Consider the following 17,822-nt stretch of genomic DNA (forward strand, 5'->3'; position numbering starts at 1 on the left):
TGCTGGGCGGGGGGTGGGGGGCGGGGGCGCGAGGCGGCGGGGGGGGCGGCGGGCGGGGCCGCGCGTCCCGTCCGCCCTGCCGGTGGCCGGGAGGCTGGCGGCCACGCTCGTCTGCGTGCCGTTCTTCGCGTACAAGCACCTGGCCGATCCCGCCCTGTGGCGGCCGAACGAGCGGGCCCGCGCGGCGTCGGCGGCGGCGGCGAAGATCCCCGACGGGGCGCTCGTCGAGGCGGCCAACGGCGTCGGGCCCGCGCTGACGTCCCGCGCCCGGGTGCTGCTGTGGGACGAGCGGTCGCGCGGGGCTCCGTGGGTCGTCGCCTACGTCGGACGGCTGGAGTTCCCGTTCCGGTCGGTCGCCGAGCAGCGGCGGCGGGTCGCCGGACTGGAGGCCGCCGGGTACCGGCGGGTCTTCCGGCGGGACGGGTACGTCGTGCTGCACCGGGACTGAGGGCATTGTCCAGTGACTGGTGGACGACAACGTGGTCAGAATGCCGGTGAAGGTACCGTTCGGATAAATATACCTATCGTTTCTGGGTACATTGCCTGATACTTGAAGAAAGCCGTGACGGCCGCGGCCCGTGCCGGGAGCACCTGCACGAACACCCCGTGACCGCCGCCGGAGCGGGTCTTGGGGCAGAGTGCATGAGTGGTGCGAGGCTGATCGCGGGCAACGGAAGGTCACCGGCCGGAGACAGTGCGGAATTTCCTGCCGGCCGCCCAATGCGGCGGGCAGGTAAATCTCTGAATAACGGTGTGGAGTCATGACATGCCGGCGCAAGGGGACAGGGACGTCCGGCGCTGGGAGACGTGCGGGCAGGCGTGGATCGGCGCGCTGCGGCACGTGTGGACGGCCGGCGAGGCCGGGCTGGAGGACGGCGGGCCCATCATCGAGGGACCCCCGCTGCTGTTCGAGGTCAGCTCGCTGAGCTGGGAGGATCCGATCCTCCACGAGCACGGCGACCGGGCGCGGCTGGTCCGGAGGGCGCAGGAGCGCACCCGGCGCGTCGTCCGCGGGCGGTACTGGCCGCGGCTGCACGACCTGGACGGGCACGACCAGATCCGGTGGGTGGTGGACCTGCTGCGGGCCAGGCCGTGGACGACCAGCGCGTGGATCTCGCTGACGATCCCGGGCGAGCCGGCCGACGGGCTGCCGACCCTGACCGCGCTGTCGTTCCGCATCCGCGGCTACCGGCTGATGATGACGGCGATGTTCCGGTCGCAGAACGTCCACCGCGGCTACCTGATGTACATCCCGCTGCACGAGGTGCAGACGGGGGTCGCCGAGGAGCTGGGGCTGCCGGCGGGGCCGCTGCGGGTGTTCGTGGACGTCCCGCACATCCACGTGACGGACGCCGAGCGCGTGGCGACCGTGCTCGCCGCGGTACCGGAACCGAACGCGGCCTGACAGACCAGGGCGAACCCGTGCGGAACGGTAGTTACCGGTGAGTCCTTCCCTGCTGGGAACCGCCGAGGCCCACGGGTTATAGACTCGTCTGCCGGGGGCGAGGGCCACGACGAGGTGACTCGCGACTTCACCTGAACGCATCACACACCACTCTTTTTCCGAAGGACTGTTTTCTCTTGAGCAAGCCCGTCGTCCTCGTCGCAGAAGAACTCTCCCCGGCCGGCATCGCCGTGCTGGAGGCCGACTTCGACGTCCGGCACGTCGACGGCAGTGACAAGGAGCAGCTGCTGCCCGCCGTCGCCGATGTCGACGCGCTGATCGTGCGCAGCGCCACCAAGGTCACCGCCGAGGTGTTCCAGCACGCCAAGAAGCTGCGCGTGGTCGCCCGCGCCGGCGTCGGCCTCGACAACGTCGACGTGGAGGCCGCCACCAAGGCCGGCGTCATGGTCGTCAACGCGCCCACGTCCAACATCGTCACCGCCGCCGAGCACGCGATCGCGCTGCTCCTTGCCACCGCGCGCAACGTGCCGCAGGGCCACGCCGCGCTCAAGCAGGGCGAGTGGAAGCGCTCGAGGTACACCGGCGTCGAGCTGCAGGGCAAGACCGTCGGCGTCCTCGGCCTCGGCCGCATCGGCGTCCTCGTCGCGCAGCGCCTCGCCGCCTTCGACATGAACGTGGTCGCGTTCGACCCGTACGTGCAGGCCGCCCGCGCCGCGCAGCTCGGCGTGAAGCTCGTCACGCTGGAGGAACTGCTCCGCGAGAGCGACTTCATCACCGTCCACCTGCCGAAGACGCCCGAGACCCTCGGCCTCATCGGCGACCGCGAGCTGCAGCAGGTCAAGCCGTCCGTCCGGATCGTCAACGCCGCCCGCGGCGGGATCGTCGACGAGGCGGCCCTCGACCTCGCGATCAAGGACGGCCGGGTCGCCGGCGCCGGCATCGACGTGTTCAGCACCGAGCCGTGCACCGAGAGCCCGCTGTTCCACCACGACAACGTCGTCGTCACCCCGCACCTCGGCGCCAGCACCCACGAGGCGCAGGAGAAGGCCGGCACCCAGGTCGCCCGCTCCGTCAAGCTGGCCCTCTCCGGCGAGTTCGTCCCGGACGCCGTCAACGTGCAGGGCGGCGCCGTCGCCGAGGACGTCAAGCCCGGCCTGCCGCTCGCCGAGAAGCTCGGCCGCATCTTCACCGCCCTCGCCGGCGGCGTCCCCGTCCGGCTCGACGTCGTCGTCCGCGGCGAGATCGCCGAGCACGACGTGAAGGTCCTCGAACTCGCCGCGCTCAAGGGCGTCTTCGTGGACGTCATCGAGGAGGCCGTGACGTTCGTCAACGCGCCGCTCCTCGCCCGCGACCGCGGCGTCGAGGTCACCCTCACCACGTCCGAGGACAGCCCTGACTGGCGCAACGTCGTGCAGGTCCGCGGCACCATGGCCGACGGCGACGTCGTCTCGGTCTCCGGCACGCTCACCGGCCCCAAGCACGCCGAGCGGATCATCGAGATCAACGGCTACAACATGGAGCTCGTCCCGACCGAGCACATGGCGTTCTTCTCCTACGTCGACCGCCCCGGCATCGTCGGCGCCGTCGGCAACCTGCTCGGCGACGAGCAGGTCAACATCGCCGGCATGCAGGTCGGCCGGGACGTCAAGGGCGGCAGGGCGCTGATCGCGCTCACCGTCGACTCGGCCATCTCCCCGCAGCTCGTCGACGCCATCACCAAGGAGGTCGGCGCCGACATGGGCCGCCGCGTCGACCTCGACGGCTGACAACCTTTCCGCCACGGGCGGGTGCGCATCGGCGCGCCCGCCCGTGAGGTTTTCCAAGCCCGTCTCAAATAGCGAGATTTCTCGCCACTGGTCGGGACAACTCCGCCGGAGCGGAGGTAATCTCGCAGGTAGTCATGCGGCGCTTCGTAGTAATCCTTCGCTGCCGCAGCGGGGCCTGATCATCGGCAGGCCGGCACCCGCTGCGGAGGCTCTGCCTGGCCGTGAGCCCGATGTCCGAGCCGGACCGTGCGAACCACGCCCACCCGGCGGCCCCCTCGCCACAGCTCAGCGAATCTGGAGCAATCCCATGAACGACACCTGGACCAACACCCCCGCGGACGAAGCCGAAGAAGAAGCCGCCCGCGCCCTGCAAACCGCCCTAGACCGGAGGGCCGACTAGCCCTTCCCCCCGGACGGTCGCCGATGTAGTTGGCGTCGGGACGTGCCGATGGGCATGTGAGACTGGGGGCATGCCGTCTGATGTCGCTTCCGATCAGGTTGCGGGGGTTCTGCGGGACGTCGGGCGGCTGGGGCCGTACTTCGAGATCCGCACGGAGTTGGACGGGGCCGGCTGGCGTCCGTTCGCTGGGGACGTCCGGCGGCTGCGGGCGCTGACCGGGGATTACGCCGAGCGGCTTGGGGCGAAGGAGCGGCGGGTCTCCGCCTCGCTCGTGTTTCAGGGGCTCGCGGCGCGGTTGTGGTCGCCCGTTGTCGCTGCGGCGGCGGGCGGGATCGTCCCCGATCTGCGCACGCTGCGGTGGCGGTGGGCGCCGGGCGAGGCGATCACGCTGGGGCTTGATAAGCCGGGCGGATGGCGCGTCGAGGACACCGCGGAGGCTGCCGCGCTTGTTCACGACGTGATTGTGGACGGGCATCTGCGTCCCTTGCGGGAGATCATGGCGAGCTTCGTGAATCTTGCGGACGGGCTGGTGTGGGGGAATGCGGCGTCCGCCTTGGTCGGGAGTCTCCATGTGGGGCCGGCCGATGCCGTCCGGGGTGAGCTCGTGCGGGAGTTGCTCCGGCGGGAGCCGCTGGCCGGGGCGGGGGAGTTCCGGGCGGACGGGTTCGTTCGGAAGAGCTGCTGCCTGTACTACCGGGTGCCCGGTGGCGGGATGTGCGGGGATTGCGGGCTTTTGCCCGGATCGTGAGACGGCAGCCCACGCACTGAGACGTTTGCAGTAGAGTGCGCGCATGGTTTCCCGCAGCATTCGTCTGGCCGTCATCCCGGGTGACGGGATCGGCCCCGAGGTGGTCGCCGAGGGACTGAAGGTCCTCGACGCCGTGTCCGGCGACCTCGCGTTCGAGCAGACCTCCTACGATCTGGGCGCCGCCCGCTGGCACCGGACGGGGGAGACGCTGCCCGACTCGGTGCTGGCCGAGCTGCGCGAGCAGGAGGTCATCCTGCTCGGCGCCGTCGGCGACCCGAGCGTGCCCAGCGGGACGCTGGAGCGCGGGCTGCTGCTGCGGACCCGGTTCGAGCTGGACCACTACGTCAACCTGCGGCCCGTGAAGCTGTTCCCCGGCGTCAAGACGCCGCTGGCCGGTGTGTCGACCGATGACATCGACATGGTCGTCGTCCGGGAGGGGACGGAGGGGCCGTACACCGGTGTGGGCGGCGTGCTGCGCAAGGGGACGCCGCACGAGGTCGCCACGCAGGAGAGCGTGAACACCGCGTACGGGGTCGAGCGGGTCATCCGGTACGCGTTCGAGGTCGCCGCGTCCCGGCCGCGCAAGAAGCTCACGCTGGTCCACAAGGACAACGTCCTCACGTTCGCCGGTGACCTCTACCAGCGGGTGCTGAAGCGGGTCGCCGAGGAGTACCCGCAGGTCACGACCGACTATGTGCATGTTGACGCGGCGACCATGTTCTTCGTGAACCAGCCGCAGCGGTTCGACGTGGTCGTCACCGACAACCTGTTCGGCGACATCATCACCGACATCGGCGCCGCCATCGCGGGCGGGATCGGGCTAGCCGCGTCCGGCAACGTCAACCCCGACCGCACCGCGCCGTCGATGTTCGAGCCGGTGCACGGCAGCGCGCCCGACATCGCCGGGCAGGGCAAGGCCGACCCGACCGCCACGGTCCTGTCCGTCGCGATGCTGCTCGACCACATCGGCGAGGGCGACGCCGCCCGCCGCGTCGAGCAGGCCGTCTCCGACGACCTGGCCGAGCGCGCCGGCCTCGGCGCCCGGTCCACGTCCCAGATCGGCGACGCGATCGCCAAGCGAGTATCCGGATAGGGCACGCCGCCTGTCCGGCCGGACCGGGCGTGCCTCGCGGCGCGCCCGGTCTTTCCGTATGCGCCGCGTGGAGGAGCAGGTCTAGACGAAGTACGACAATAGGGACTAGGAAGCCATAGCGGCGATGGGGCCGCCCGGCGATCCGCGAGAGGACGAACCGCGATGAGCGACACCCTGGACTTCGAGATCACGCGCACCGAGCGGCCCGCGACCGCCGACGAGCGGGCCGCGATCATGGCCGACCCCGGCTTCGGCCGGCACTTCACCGACCACATGATCACGATCAGGTACTCGGCGGAGCGCGGCTGGCACGACGCGAAGCTCGAACCGTACGGGCCGATCCCGATGGACCCGGCCTCGCAGGTGTTCCACTACGCCCAGGAGCTCTTCGAGGGCCTCAAGGCCTACAAGCAGCCGGACGGCTCGGTCGTCACCTTCCGCCCGTACATGAACGCGGCCCGGATGAACCGGTCGGCGAAGCGGATGGCGATGCCGGAGATCCCCGAGCAGCTGTTCGTGGACGCGGTCGAGCTGCTCGTCCGCACCGACAGGGAGTGGGTCCCCGACACCGAGGGCCACAGCCTCTACCTGCGGCCGTTCATGTTCGCCACGACCCGCGCGCTCGGCGTCAACAGCCCGGCGAACGAGTTCCTGTTCATGGTCATCGCGTCGCCGTCCGGGCTGTACTACCCGCGCGGCATCAAGCCCGTCTCGGTGTGGCTGTCGCAGGACTACACCCGCGCCGCTCCCGGCGGGACGGGCGAGGCCAAGTTCGGCGGCAACTACGCGGCGTCCTTCGCCGGGCAGGCCGAGGCCGTCGCGCAGGGCTGCGACCAGGTCGTCTGGCTCGACGCGGTGGAGCACCGCTGGGTCGAGGAGGTCGGCTCGATGAACCTCATGTTCGTCTACGGGGCCGGCGCGCAGGCGCGCCTGCTCACCCCGGCGCTCACCGGCACGCTGCTCGCGGGCGTCACCCGCGACTCGATGCTCAAGCTCGCCCCCGACCTCGGCGTCCCCACCGAGGAGGGCAAGATCAGCATCGACGAGTGGCAGGCGGGCTGCGAGTCCGGCGAGATCACCGAGGTGTTCGGCTGCGGCACCGCCGCGATCATCAGCCCGGTCGGCCGGGTCAAGGGCCGCGACCGGGAGTGGACGATCGGGGACGGCGAGCCCGGCGAGATCTCCATGCGGCTGCGCCAGGAGCTGGTCGGCATTCAGTACGGCACCCGTCCCGACCCCTACGGCTGGGTCCACAAGATCGTCTGACCTGCGCGTTCGCGGCCCCGGCGAGATCGCCCGCCGGGGCCGCGGCGTCTCATGATCTGAGACGGATGTCCCGAGCACGCGAACCGTGTGGCAGACTGAGAGCATCATGCGCAACAGCCTCGTCATTATCGGCTGGCGCGCCGGCAGCTAACGGGACACCGCCGGCGCGCAGACCTCTCACGTCCGTGAGGGGTCTTTTTTGTGCCCTGGCGCCACCCTCTGGGGGTTCTCACCTATGCAAGGCGACGCGTTCCACGTCTACGACACCACCCTGCGCGACGGGTCCCAGCAGGAGGGACTCAACCTCTCCGTGCCCGACAAGCTCGCCATCGCGCGGCACCTCGACGACCTGGGCGTCGGCTTCATCGAGGGCGGCTGGCCGGGCGCCAACCCCAAGGACACCGAATTCTTCAGGCGCGCTCGAACAGAGCTCGACCTGAGGCACGCGCGGCTCACCGCGTTCGGCGCGACCCGCCGGGCCGGGGTGAAGGCGGCCGACGACCCCCAGGTCGCCGCCCTGCGCGAATCCGGCGCGTCCGTCGTGACCCTGGTCGCCAAGAGTTACGACAGGCACGTCGAGCTGGCCCTCCGCACCACCCTGGCGGAGAACCTCGCGATGATCCGCGACACGGTCTCCCACCTGCGTGCGGAGGGCCAACGAGTCTTCCTGGACGCCGAGCACTTCTTCGACGGCTACAAGGCCAGCCCCGGCTACGCGCTGGAGGCCGTCCGCACCGCCGCCGAGGCCGGCGCGGACGTCGTCGCGCTCTGCGACACCAACGGCGGCATGCTGCCGGACGAGCTGGCCGAGGTCGTCCACGAGGTCGTCGGCTACGGGGTGCGGGTCGGCATCCACTGCCACGACGACTCCGGCTGCGCGGTCGCCAACACGCTCGCCGCGGTGAAGGCAGGCGCCACCCACGTGCAGGGCTGCGCGAACGGGTACGGCGAGCGCAGCGGCAACGCCAACCTGTTCACGGTCGTCGGGAACCTGCAGCTCAAGCGGGGCATGAACCTCGTGTCGGACGCGCAGCTCGCCGAGATGACCCGGATCGCGCACGCCGTGTCCGAGGTCACCAACGTCGCGCCCAGCTCCCAGCAGCCGTACGTGGGCGTGTCGGCGTTCGCGCACAAGGCGGGGCTGCACGCGTCCGCCGTCAAGATCGACCCGGACCTGTACCAGCACATCGACCCCGCCGCCGTCGGCAACGACATGCGGATGCTGGTGTCCAGCATGGCCGGCCGCGCGTCCGTCGAGCTGAAGGGCCGCGAGCTGGGCTACGACCTGTCCGGCGAGAAGTCCAAGGCCGTCGTCGCCAAGGTCAAGGAGCTGGAGTCCACCGGCTACACCTTCGAGGCCGCGGACGCCTCGTTCGAGCTGCTGCTGCGCGAGGAGCTGACCGGCGTCCGGCAGCGGCACTTCGAGGTCGAGTCGTGGCGGTCGATCGTGGAGCGCCGTCCGGACGGGTCGATGGTCAGCGAGGCGACCGTCAAGCTGCACGCCAAGGGCGAGCGGATCATCGCGACCGGCGAGGGCAACGGCCCCGTCAACGCCCTCGACAACGCGCTGCGCATCGCGCTCGGCCGCCTCTACCCGGAGCTGGCTCGGCTGGAGCTGGTCGACTACAAGGTCCGCATCCTGGAGGGGACGCACGGCACCGACGCGCGGACGCGCGTGCTGATCGAGTCCGGCGACGGCGAGCGCGAGTGGGGCACCGTCGGCGTCGAGGACAACGTCATCGCCGCGTCCTGGCAGGCCCTGGAGGAGGCCGTCACCTACTGCCTCCTCCGCGCCGGCTACGAGGCGGGCTAACGGAGGCCGCCGGGGAATCTCTTGGGCTGGTTGGGCATTATCGGGGCATGAGCACCGAGATCACCGACAACGCCGAGAAGAACCGCTACGAGATCAGGCTGGACGGCGACCTCGCCGGGTTCGTCGAGTACGAGCCGGGCGAGAACACCGTCGTTCTCGTCCACACCGAGGTCGACTCCGCGTTCGAGGGCAAGGGCGTCGGGAGTTCGCTCGCCCGCGGCGCGCTGGACGACATCCGCGGCAAGGGCCGCTCGGTCGACCCGGTCTGCCCGTTCATCAAGAAGTGGATCGAGAAGCACCCCGACTACCAGGACCTGGTGGCGGCGTCCTGACCCTCACACCGCGCGGAGCCGCGATCCGCCGCCCTCCAGCATGAGCCACGCCGACAGCGACGCCTCCTTCAGCCTGACCCGGACCCGCGAGTAGCGGCCCGGGTCGACCAGGCCGGGGGCGGGCTTGATCACCGAGTCGAACACGAAGTCGGACGTGACGAACGCCAGGTCGGCGCCGGTCTCGGCGACGCGCCGCTTCACCGCCGGCGCGTCCACCATGCGCCGCGTCGTGATGATGGAGATGCCGGACACGCCCTTCGGGCCGCGCTGCACGGGACCGACGTGCAGCGCGGCCCGCAGCTGCAGCCGGGTCGCCTCGGCGGCGCGCCGGTTGTGCCGCCGCAGCGCCGCCGCCAGGTGCGCGAGCATCGGGTCGACGACCTGGTCGGTCGGCGTGGCCGGCGGGACGACGACGAGCGCGCCGTCGCCGCGGTCCTCGGTGTAGAGGCGGCCGAAGTCGAGGCCGGACGCGGTGAACGCCTCGCTCATCAGGTCGTACATGGCGCCCAGGACGTACTCGCGGTCGGCGTCGGTGCGGGCCGGCGCGCTGAACCGGGTGATGTCGGTGATGAGGATCGAGCAGTTCCCCTGCACGTCCCGGAAGTCGTGCCTCTCGATCTGCCGCCGGTAGACCTGCTGCTCCAGGACGCCCCGCACGCGCGGGTTGGCGTTCAGGAAGGCCCCGAAGTCGCCGGCGTCGATGCGGAGCGCCTGGACGTCGGTGTCCGCCGTCACGGTGGCGGACCGGTCCCGGATCAGTAGCGCGGCCCTTTCGCCGACCAGTTCCCCGGCGCCGCGGAACGCGATGATCCGCTGCTCGGCGCCCTCCCGGACCCACACCCGCGTCCAGCCGGACAAGATCACGACGACCTCGCCGGCGAGACCGCCCTCCCGGCACAGGACGTCCTCCGCGCGGTACAGGTGCCGGTGCGCCCGCACGACGAGGTCTTGCCGTTCCGCGGGCGTGAGCGCGTCCAGGAACGTCGCGGCCTCGCGCCCCACGGCCACCACCTCGGCGGCCGGGACGGGCACGGGCAGCGCGGCCGCCGTCGACGGGGGCCCGGACGTCTCGTGCAGCGTGTCCGCCTTCAGGTACTGGACGACCGCGTTCGTCATGGCCACCGCCGGGAACGTGAGGAACGCCAGGACGCCGGCGATCGCGGCGGTGCCCGACCCGTCCAGCGCGTACCCCAGCACCACCGCCCCGAGCGTCACCGGGGTCATGACCTTCGCGTGCACCGGGCCCGCGCCGGCGTGCGAGGCCGCCCGCCCCCGCGGCGCCCAACGGTTCAGTCTCACGGAGTCTTCCTTCCCCCGGGAAGGCCGGGCGTAGTGGCCCCGGCTCCTCGGCATTGGTTCCGTCCCCACCCCTCCATCAAAATACATACGAAAGCCATATGAAGACTGCATGAAGACCGGTAAGTCCTGTGTCGCCTGCTGGCAACGCAGGACTAACCCAGGTTTCCGATGCCTGAGCCGAGGGAACCTCTGTCGTGCATGCTGTATGCACGGCATGGATTTGCTGACGGAGGGCTGTATGGTCGCCTGACGGCGGGACATCCGGTTCCGGCGCCGAACGCATGGGGGGCCGCGCTCCCCGATGGGAGTGAGCGTTCATGACCGATTCTCCTGCGGCCCCCGAGACCTCGGAGGGGTCCATGGAAGCGGACGATCCGGGCCGCCGCGCCGACGCCGTCCCGCAGAGCGAACGCGTGACGGTCAACCTCACCGGCAAGGCCGTCCAGGCGCTCCAGCGCCTCCAGGAGCAGACCGGCTACAACAAGACCGACTGCATCAACCGCGCCCTGATCATCGCCAACGAGATCGAGAACATGTCCCGCACGCCCGGCTCCCTCTACTGGCGCGAAAACCCCGAAGCCGACCTGATGCTCGTCCGCTTCGTCTGACTCGCACTGCCACCAGGGGACAAGGCGAGGAGCCGTCTTGCGTTAACGGCGGGAACCGGAGGTCAGTCGGCTATCCGCTCTCGGTGTCGTCGGCCGGTGTGGCGTCGGTGGACGCATCGCCGGGCGCCTTGAGGACGTCGATGGGGACTTTCCCGTCGTTGTAGTGCAGCCGCGTGCGGTCGGCGGGCCAGACCGTCACGGTGACGCGAAAGGGATTGCCGTCGGCGGAGTAGGCGGTCCGGACGGTTTCGAAGACGATGCTCGCCGCAGAGTCGCCGAGGCTGAAGAACCGCTTCTCGTTCTCGTCCGGGACGCGGGCCTTGATCTCGTCGTGGAAGCCGACCTCTTGGTAGCCGAGGGCCGCACCCAGGTACGCCACGGCGCCCTCGGGGATGTCGCGCGGGAGAAGCAGGCGGGTCGCGCCGCTGGTAGCGAATTCGAGCGGATAGAAGGACGTCTGCAGGACCCAGGGCTGGTCGTCCAGGAAGATCTCCTGGTGGCGGGAGATGAACTCCGAGCCGGACCCCGCCCGCAGGTACCGCGCGATGACCTTGGTGCCCTCCTGGACCTCCACCTTGACCTGCGAAACGGTCACCTCGCGGTGCGCCGGGACGGCGGCGTCGCGGTTGTACCACTCCGCCGACCTCGCGCCCGGTGCGAGCCCGAGCTCGGCGGCGCGGAGCGTGACGTGCACGATGTCGGGCTGTGGCACGACGAACGTCCCCTTGCCCTGTTCCGAGACGACGTACCCCTGCTGCCGGAGCCAGGCGAGCGCGTCCCGCACGGTGTTCCGGGACGCGCGGTAGTGGTGCTCCAAGTCCTTCTCGGAAGGCAGCGGCCGCCGGCCGGACGCGCCGTCCGCGGGTGCGAGGTCTCCCGATTCGATGCGGCGGCGCAGGTCGTCGGCGATGTCACGCCAGCGGGCAGGCGTCATACGGGCCATTGCGTTCGGATCCCTTCGCGGCTGCGGTCGGGGGTGCCGGGCTGAAGGTCATTGTGCGCGGAGAAGCCCCTGCTCTCGCCGGTCGTGACCGCTGCTGGACGGCCACGACCGGTTGCCCGATGGATCAGCGGGTGCGCAGCGCGTCGAACAGGCCGTCCTGCGCGTCCGGCTCGCGGGTGATCAGCGGGAGCGATTCGCCGCTCTCCACCAGTTCGGCGATGGCGGACGGGGCCAGGAGGATCCCGCCGCCGAGGAGGCGCGCGTCGCGGAGCACGGTCCGCTCGCCCTGGCGGCCGGACACGTAGGTGCCGATCCTCCAGCCGGTCCACTCGTCCCACACGAGGGCGCTGTCGCCGGTGATGATGGTCGCGTCGACCGGGCCCATGGGGTCGAGGTGGCTGCGGTCCACCCGGATGCCGCGGCCGTTGAGCGCCGTCACCGTCTCGGTGACGTAGCCGTGCGCGGTGTCGACCTGCTCGACCGGGTGGTGTGCTGGATATGCGGAATCGGCCATGTTGGTTTCCCTGCGGATTGTCGTTGATGGACGGAGACGGGTCAGGAACCTCGTTCCCAGACCTCGTCGGGCACGTCACCGGCGATGAACCGGATCTTGTTGGTGCCTGGCTTGTAGACGGTGACCGTCAGCCGGAACGGTTCGCCGTTCTGGTCGAAGGCGGTGCGGATGTGCTCGATGACGGCGAGGCTGTTCTTGGAGAGCCCGAAGAACTTGAGCTCCTCTTCCGTGGGGGGCCGGGCGTCGAACTCGTCTTCGTACCCGACCTGCTCGTGTCCGCATCTTTGCAGGTAGGCGACGCTGCCCTCCGCGATGTCCCGCGAATTGAGCAGGTCCTGGGCCTTGAACGCCAGTTCGAGCTTGAAGTACGAGTGCTGGAGCGAGTTCGGTTTGCCGTCCACGAACCGCTGCTGGGACCGGCGGACGACCTGCGGCTGCGGGGCGTCCGCCGGAACGCGCGGAATGCCGAGGGCCTTCATCTGCAGCTCGCCGGCGTCCTCGACCGCCACGTCCGGTTTGGAGAAGTGGGCCTGGTGCCGCTGGCGGTCCGCCTCCGACAGGAACGCCTTGCCCTCACCGCCACCGAATCCGCGGCCCGGCGCGTTCTCGTCACCGAGGTCCGTGTAGTTCAGGGTGATGACGAAGGGCATATCGGGTTCGGTGACGAAGCTGCCCTTCTGGGGGACGGTCTCGACGCGGCCCCCCCTGCGCAGCTCGTTGACCGCCGCCTTGATCGTGTTCTCCGAGACTCCCCAGCGCTGGGCCAGCTCCTTCTCGGTGGGCAGCCGGTCGCCGGGCTCCAGCCGTCCATCGTCGATCCGAGCCTGGAGGTCCGCGGCGATCTCGACGTACCTGGGCGTCCTTCGTGCCATGGGGAGCCTCTCATTGCAATCAGAGGATTGAGCTGTTCCTTCTAACTAGTACCTATGATCATGTTTTGCCCTGCCTGATCAGGGTTACACCTTTAGTAGGACGGAAGCCGAACAAGCTGACCCAGGCCACTTGAGCTGTCTGATGGTACCGAGCAGATCACCGGAATTTCCAGGAATCGGCTCAGACGAGCAGCCTGATCGGGTTCAACGTCCCGGCATCAAGCTGGAAGGAGCGCACAGATGTCCAGCATCATCCTTCTCTGGATCCTCGTTCCTGCGGCACTCTTCCTGACCATGGCGCTCTACGTCATCAGCATCGGCTTTCGGACGAGGAACGCGAACCTTCGCGGGGAGCCTCCCGTGCCGGCGGAGCCGGGCCCCTGGCCGGCGCTGCTCACCGTCCGGGGCCTGAACGGACCACGCAAATGATCTCCGGTCGCCGCGGAGCGGGCCGCTGACCCGAGGAGAGTTCCAGGTGGAAGACCGGGTGGGCGCGGCACCGAGCGCGCCGGAGCAATCGACCGGGGTCGAGCGGCGGGCGATGGCGTCCACGGGGCTGAGGGGAGGCGACGTGGACGACGGCGCGACGCCGGCTGCCCGGCCTCCGGCGCGCGAAGACGGCTGGACGTTCTTGGACGAACCGAGCGCACACGCTGTTCCGGTACTGCGCCTCACTCCGGTGCCTGAACCCTGCGAAGCGCGCGACCCGTGGGCCGGGTCCACACGCGTGGCCGTCACCGGAGCGACGGTCATGGCGATCACTGCCGGACTGGGACGGCGGGCCGGGGCGTCCGGACGGCTCACGGCGCTCTGCTCAGCGGGGGCGGGCGCCGCGGCCGTCGCGCCCTGGCTCGTCCCGCAGCTCACGCGGCGCCGCCCCCCGGCCTGACCCGTCGCGATGGCCGGAAATCGGTCGTTCGAAAGAACGAGGGTGTTTCCGTCAGTATCGGTACGGTTACGCAGAAATTTCGCCAAATACGGCTAAAGCGGTGGCGGATTTCGGTTGAAGCGTCCACTATAAGGATCTGCACGGCATGCGCGGCGTTCCTGCGTGCCGTCCCACCTGAACCGACCTGCCGGAGTGATCCTATGCCCGTCCGACCGTGGACTCCCGAGGACCTTGGGCGTCCGACGGACGGTACCTGGGCGGACGTGGCGTTCGGGCTCGGCGAGGTGTACGAGCGCGAGGGCGATCTCGAACAGGCCGCCGGCTGGTACCGGCGCGCCGCCGAGTCCGGGCGCGCCGACGCGGCGCTGCGCCTCGGCGCCGTGCTCGGGCGGATGGCCGACGCGGGGTCCGACGGGGAATCGGCCGAGGACCTGCTCGCCGAGGCCACCCGCTGGCTGAGCGGCGCCCACGACGCCACCACCCCGGACGCGATCGAGCTCATCACCGACATGCTCAACCGCCAGCTGCGGCAGGCCGCGCGGCGCGGGTTCGAGCCCGCCCCCACGGGCTGACACCTTCCGGTTCGTTCTGAACCGAACCGCTTCGTCCGTCGTCGGAGTCCATGAGATCGACGACAGCGGAGGGTGGACGAGTTGAGCGGCGAGGAGCCCGGGTACGTGCCCCCGGACCACAAGACGACCGCCGAGTTCCGCGTCCCCGGCCGGGCCCCCGCGCCGGGCGCGGGGACGGAAGCCGATTCGACCATCGTCGACGAGCCCGCGGACGACCTCGCTGACGCGACGTTCCAGGACTTCCCGGCCGACGACCCCGAAGACGACCCGGTGGACGGTCCGGAAGTGACCTTCCACGACCTTCCGGCCGATGACCCGGAGGCGACGTCCTTCGATCCTCCGGTGGACGACCCGGGCGTGACCTCCCGGGATGCGGCGGAGACGCCGTCCGCGACCGTGACCGACATCCGGATCGAGAAGCCCGTCCCGCCGCAGGAAGAGCAGGCGGCGTTCGAGCAGGGCCCGATGCCCGCCTCCGTGACGGCCGAACGTCCCGCCCCTGCGCCGGTCGGGGGAGAGGCGCCCTGGACGGAGCAGTTCGGCGGCGAGCCGGAGCCTTCGAGTCCTCCCGCGACCCCCTTCGCGATGCCGTCCGCGGGCCTCGGGACGGGGCCGCAGCCCGACGCGACGGCCCCGGCGATGCCGTCCGGGGGACGGTCCAGGCGTCCGATCATCTTCGCCGGGGCGATCGGCGCGGTGGTGCTCATCGCCGCCGCGGCGGTCGTGGTCCTGCTGCTCACCAGGGGCGGCTCCGACGACGAGGGGAAGACCGCCCAGTCTCCGTCACCGGCCGCGTCGGCGCCGGTGGAGGCCGGGGGCGCGACGGGCGGGCCGGCGCCCGGTGAGCCCGCGCCGAGCCAGGCGCCCGCGACACCTCCTGCGGGAGGGCCGCCGGGCACGCCACCGCCCGCGACGACCGCCCCGATCGGCCCGCTCGTGGAGGGCAAGGGGATCACCTACCAGCTCGTCCAGCAGGACGAGGGGTACTTCGAAGGCAAGATCGTCATCACCAACCGCACCGACCGTCCCATGAAGACATGGAAGCTGACGTTCCGTGCCCCCGGCGCCGACGTGAAGAACATCTGGGGCGCGCGGCTCGTCCGCGGCGGCGAGAAGGTGGAGATCGAGAACCTGGAGGGCGCCCCCGCGATCCCGCCCGGCGGCACCTGGGAGGTCCAGTACGGCGCGGCCGGGCCCGCGTCCACCCCGAAGGGCTGCGAGATCAACGGCAGGGCGTGCGGCTTCTGACCGGAGTACTAGGCTCTCGAACATGCGTATCGCCAGGTTCTCCACCGACGACGGGATGTCCTTCGGTGTGGTGGAGGAGAACACCGTCGCCGCCATCGCGGCCCACCCGTTCGGTGAACTGACCTTCACCGGGCAGCGCCTCCCGCTCGCCGACGTCCGGCTGCTCGCGCCGATCCTGCCCAGCAAGATCATCGCGATCGGGAAGAACTACGCCGACCACGTCCGCGAGATGGGCGGGGACGAGCCGCCCGCCGAGCCGGTGATCTTCGCCAAGCCGTCCACCGCCGTGATCGGCCCGGGCGAGGCGATCGCCTACCCGCGCAAGCTGTCCGAGCGCGTCGACCACGAGGGCGAGCTCGCCGTCGTCATCGGGCGGATGTGCCGCGAGGTGCCCGCGTCCCGCGCCGCCGAGGTCATCCTCGGCTACACCTGCGCCAACGATGTCACCGCCCGCGACCTGCAGAAGAAGGACGGGCAGTGGACGCGGGCCAAGGGCTTCGACACGTTCTGCCCGATCGGCCCCTGGATCGAGACCGAGGCCGACCCCGCCGACCTGGCGATCTCCACGGCCGTCAACGGCGACGTCCGCCAGGACGCCCGCACGTCCCTGCTGCTGCGCGACGTCCCGGCCCTCGTCGAGTACGTCAGCCAGGTCATGACGCTGCTGCCCGGCGACGTCATCCTCACCGGCACCCCCGCCGGCGTCGGCCCGCTCCAGATCGGGGACGAGGTGACCGTCACCATCGAGGGCATCGGCAGCCTCACCAACCGCGTCGTCGAACGCGACTGAGCCATGGCGTTCAGCGGCTTCGCCGACGAGGCGTTCACGTTCTACGAGGGCTTGCTGGCCGACAACAGCAAGCCCTACTGGACGTCCCACAAGGAGATCTACGAACGCCACGTACGCGCACCCTTGACCGAGCTGTGCGCCGAACTCGAAGAGGAGTTCGGCGCGGTCAAGCTCTTCCGCCCCTACCGGGACGTCCGCTTCAGCAAGGACAAGACGCCCTACAAGACGCACCAAGGCGGCCACACCGGCGAGGGCTTCTACATCCAGATCGACGCGGACGGCCTCATGGTCGCCGGCGGCATGTACGCGCCCACCCCCGACCAGCTCCGCCGCTACCGCGAGGCCGCCGGTTCCGACACCTTCGGCGGCGAACTCCAGGCCATCGTGGACGACCTCCGCTCCGCCGGCATGGAGATCGCCGGCGACCGGCTCAAGACCCGCCCCCGCGGCACGGCCCCCGACCACCCGCGCCTCGACCTCCTGCGGCACCGCTCCCTCTACGCCCACACCGGCTGGCCCGCCGACCCGTGGACCGCCGACCCCGCCGAGGTCATCACCCGCGTGCGGACGTCCTGGCGGCGCCTGCGCCCCCTCGTCGCCTGGGGCCGGGACCACATCGGACCACCCGACTTCACCCGCTGACCCCCGGCCCCGGCAATCGTTTTGGTCGTTCTCCCAAGGTCCTGTATTCTCATCGAGGCGCGAGCGACCGGGTCGGAAACGGCACGGAAGCCCGTACCTCACTGGGGTATGGTGTAATCGGCAGCACGAGTGATTCTGGTTCACTTAGTCTAGGTTCGAGTCCTGGTACCCCAGCTGCGTCCGCTTCACGCGGACACACGCCCCCGTCGTCTAGTGGCCTAGGACGCCGCCCTCTCAAGGCGGTAACGGCGGTTCGAATCCGCTCGGGGGTACGTGGCGGGCTTCCCTGCTCGGCGCCCTTCGGGCGCCTTCGCCGGGGCCCGCAGTGTTCTCCCAGGGGGGCGACCCCCTGGAACCCCCGGTGTTCGGGCTCCGCCCGAACCGGTGGCTGGGCCGTACGCGCAGTGACTTTGCCTGCGACATCCAAGTTTCCCAAGCGACCCATCGCGATGCGGCAGATGTGCGGGTCTCGACTAGCAAGGCTGTGGTGGGGGCGGGCTGTTGTGCGGCGTGATGCGGCAGATGTGCGGGTCTCGAATAACCAGCGCTGCGGTGGGGTGGGCTGTTGTGCGGCGCGATGTGGGACATGTGCGGGGCGCGAGTACCAGCGCTGTGGTGGGTG

18 protein-coding genes, 2 tRNA genes and 1 pseudogene are annotated in these 17,822 nt (G+C 70.4%); 17 read left to right on the forward strand and 4 right to left on the reverse strand.

Annotation, left to right across the window (positions count from 1 at the left end; translation table 11 throughout):
• The 8 genes and pseudogenes from HUX53_RS25170 to HUX53_RS25205 all read left to right on the forward strand — a co-directional run.
• Nucleotides 1–448, forward strand: a pseudogene (locus HUX53_RS25170) (hypothetical protein); the annotation flags it as partial.
• A gap of 318 nt (nt 449–766) precedes the next feature.
• A complete protein-coding gene (locus HUX53_RS25175) occupies nt 767–1,405 on the forward strand; it encodes a hypothetical protein (RefSeq protein WP_217919869.1) in 639 nt (212 codons plus the stop codon).
• Nucleotides 1,406–1,581: 176 nt separating this feature from the next.
• Nucleotides 1,582–3,171: a phosphoglycerate dehydrogenase gene (gene serA / locus HUX53_RS25180; protein ID WP_176405697.1), complete on the forward strand. Its 1,590-nt coding sequence runs from the start codon at nt 1,582–1,584 to the stop codon at nt 3,169–3,171.
• A 470-nt stretch (nt 3,172–3,641) separates the two neighbouring features.
• Nucleotides 3,642–4,319, forward strand: coding sequence for a (2Fe-2S)-binding protein (locus HUX53_RS25185; protein WP_176405698.1), 678 nt, complete (start codon nt 3,642–3,644; stop codon nt 4,317–4,319).
• 43 nt (nt 4,320–4,362) lie between these two features.
• A complete protein-coding gene (locus HUX53_RS25190; RefSeq protein ID WP_176405699.1) occupies nt 4,363–5,412 on the forward strand; it encodes a 3-isopropylmalate dehydrogenase in 1,050 nt (349 codons plus the stop codon).
• Between the two features lie 162 nt (nt 5,413–5,574).
• The gene (locus HUX53_RS25195; protein WP_176405700.1) at nt 5,575–6,678 is read left to right on the forward strand and encodes a branched-chain amino acid aminotransferase; all 1,104 of its coding nucleotides are present in this window, start codon (nt 5,575–5,577) and stop codon (nt 6,676–6,678) included.
• Nucleotides 6,679–6,913: 235 nt separating this feature from the next.
• On the forward strand, nt 6,914–8,491 hold the full coding sequence (gene cimA, locus HUX53_RS25200; RefSeq protein ID WP_176405701.1) for a citramalate synthase: 1,578 nt from the start codon (nt 6,914–6,916) through the stop codon (nt 8,489–8,491).
• A gap of 47 nt (nt 8,492–8,538) precedes the next feature.
• Complete coding sequence (locus HUX53_RS25205; RefSeq protein WP_176405702.1) at nt 8,539–8,823, forward strand: GNAT family N-acetyltransferase; 285 nt, start codon at nt 8,539–8,541, stop codon at nt 8,821–8,823.
• 3 nt (nt 8,824–8,826) lie between these two features.
• Here the strand turns inward: HUX53_RS25205 and HUX53_RS25210 are convergent, their stop codons facing one another.
• The gene (locus tag HUX53_RS25210) at nt 8,827–10,122 is read right to left on the reverse strand and encodes a Crp/Fnr family transcriptional regulator (protein WP_217919870.1); all 1,296 of its coding nucleotides are present in this window, start codon (nt 10,120–10,122) and stop codon (nt 8,827–8,829) included.
• A 317-nt stretch (nt 10,123–10,439) separates the two neighbouring features.
• Between HUX53_RS25210 and HUX53_RS25215 the strand changes: the two genes are divergently transcribed.
• Nucleotides 10,440–10,730, forward strand: a complete 291-nt coding sequence (locus HUX53_RS25215) for a hypothetical protein (RefSeq protein ID WP_176405703.1) — start codon at nt 10,440–10,442, stop codon at nt 10,728–10,730.
• Nucleotides 10,731–10,800: 70 nt separating this feature from the next.
• Here HUX53_RS25215 and HUX53_RS25220 read toward each other — a convergent pair whose 3' ends face one another.
• From HUX53_RS25220 to HUX53_RS25230, 3 genes are all read right to left on the reverse strand, one after another.
• Entirely contained in the window at nt 10,801–11,664 is an 864-nt protein-coding gene (locus tag HUX53_RS25220; RefSeq protein ID WP_176405704.1) for a GntR family transcriptional regulator, read from the reverse strand.
• Between the two features lie 133 nt (nt 11,665–11,797).
• Nucleotides 11,798–12,187, reverse strand: coding sequence for a DUF6292 family protein (locus tag HUX53_RS25225; protein ID WP_176405705.1), 390 nt, complete (start codon nt 12,185–12,187; stop codon nt 11,798–11,800).
• A gap of 41 nt (nt 12,188–12,228) precedes the next feature.
• Nucleotides 12,229–13,059: a GntR family transcriptional regulator gene (locus tag HUX53_RS25230; RefSeq protein WP_176405706.1), complete on the reverse strand. Its 831-nt coding sequence runs from the start codon at nt 13,057–13,059 to the stop codon at nt 12,229–12,231.
• A 240-nt stretch (nt 13,060–13,299) separates the two neighbouring features.
• Between HUX53_RS25230 and HUX53_RS25235 the strand changes: the two genes are divergently transcribed.
• The 8 genes from HUX53_RS25235 to HUX53_RS25270 all read left to right on the forward strand — a co-directional run bounded on the left by HUX53_RS25235 (nt 13,300) and on the right by HUX53_RS25270 (nt 17,472).
• Entirely contained in the window at nt 13,300–13,488 is a 189-nt protein-coding gene (locus HUX53_RS25235) for a hypothetical protein (RefSeq protein WP_176405707.1), read from the forward strand.
• Between the two features lie 322 nt (nt 13,489–13,810).
• Nucleotides 13,811–13,948 (forward strand): hypothetical protein, encoded by a 138-nt coding sequence (locus tag HUX53_RS25240; protein ID WP_176405708.1) that lies wholly within the window; start codon nt 13,811–13,813, stop codon nt 13,946–13,948.
• A 200-nt stretch (nt 13,949–14,148) separates the two neighbouring features.
• On the forward strand, nt 14,149–14,520 hold the full coding sequence (locus HUX53_RS25245) for a hypothetical protein (protein ID WP_176405709.1): 372 nt from the start codon (nt 14,149–14,151) through the stop codon (nt 14,518–14,520).
• Nucleotides 14,521–14,592: 72 nt separating this feature from the next.
• The gene (locus HUX53_RS25250; protein ID WP_176405710.1) at nt 14,593–15,768 is read left to right on the forward strand and encodes a cellulose binding domain-containing protein; all 1,176 of its coding nucleotides are present in this window, start codon (nt 14,593–14,595) and stop codon (nt 15,766–15,768) included.
• A gap of 22 nt (nt 15,769–15,790) precedes the next feature.
• A complete protein-coding gene (locus HUX53_RS25255) occupies nt 15,791–16,558 on the forward strand; it encodes a fumarylacetoacetate hydrolase family protein (RefSeq protein WP_176405711.1) in 768 nt (255 codons plus the stop codon).
• A gap of 3 nt (nt 16,559–16,561) precedes the next feature.
• Nucleotides 16,562–17,200 carry a DUF2461 domain-containing protein gene (locus HUX53_RS25260; protein WP_176405712.1) on the forward strand — a complete coding sequence of 213 codons (639 nt, stop codon included), beginning with the start codon at nt 16,562–16,564 and terminating at the stop codon, nt 17,198–17,200.
• A 102-nt stretch (nt 17,201–17,302) separates the two neighbouring features.
• A tRNA-Gln gene (locus tag HUX53_RS25265) sits at nt 17,303–17,374 on the forward strand.
• Between the two features lie 25 nt (nt 17,375–17,399).
• Nucleotides 17,400–17,472: transfer RNA gene (locus tag HUX53_RS25270), tRNA-Glu, on the forward strand.
• The last annotated feature ends 350 nt before the right edge of the window (nt 17,473–17,822 follow it).

It is taken from the genome of Actinomadura sp. BRA 177 (assembly GCF_013372625.1).
Taxonomy (GTDB): Bacteria; Actinomycetota; Actinomycetes; order Streptosporangiales; family Streptosporangiaceae; genus Spirillospora.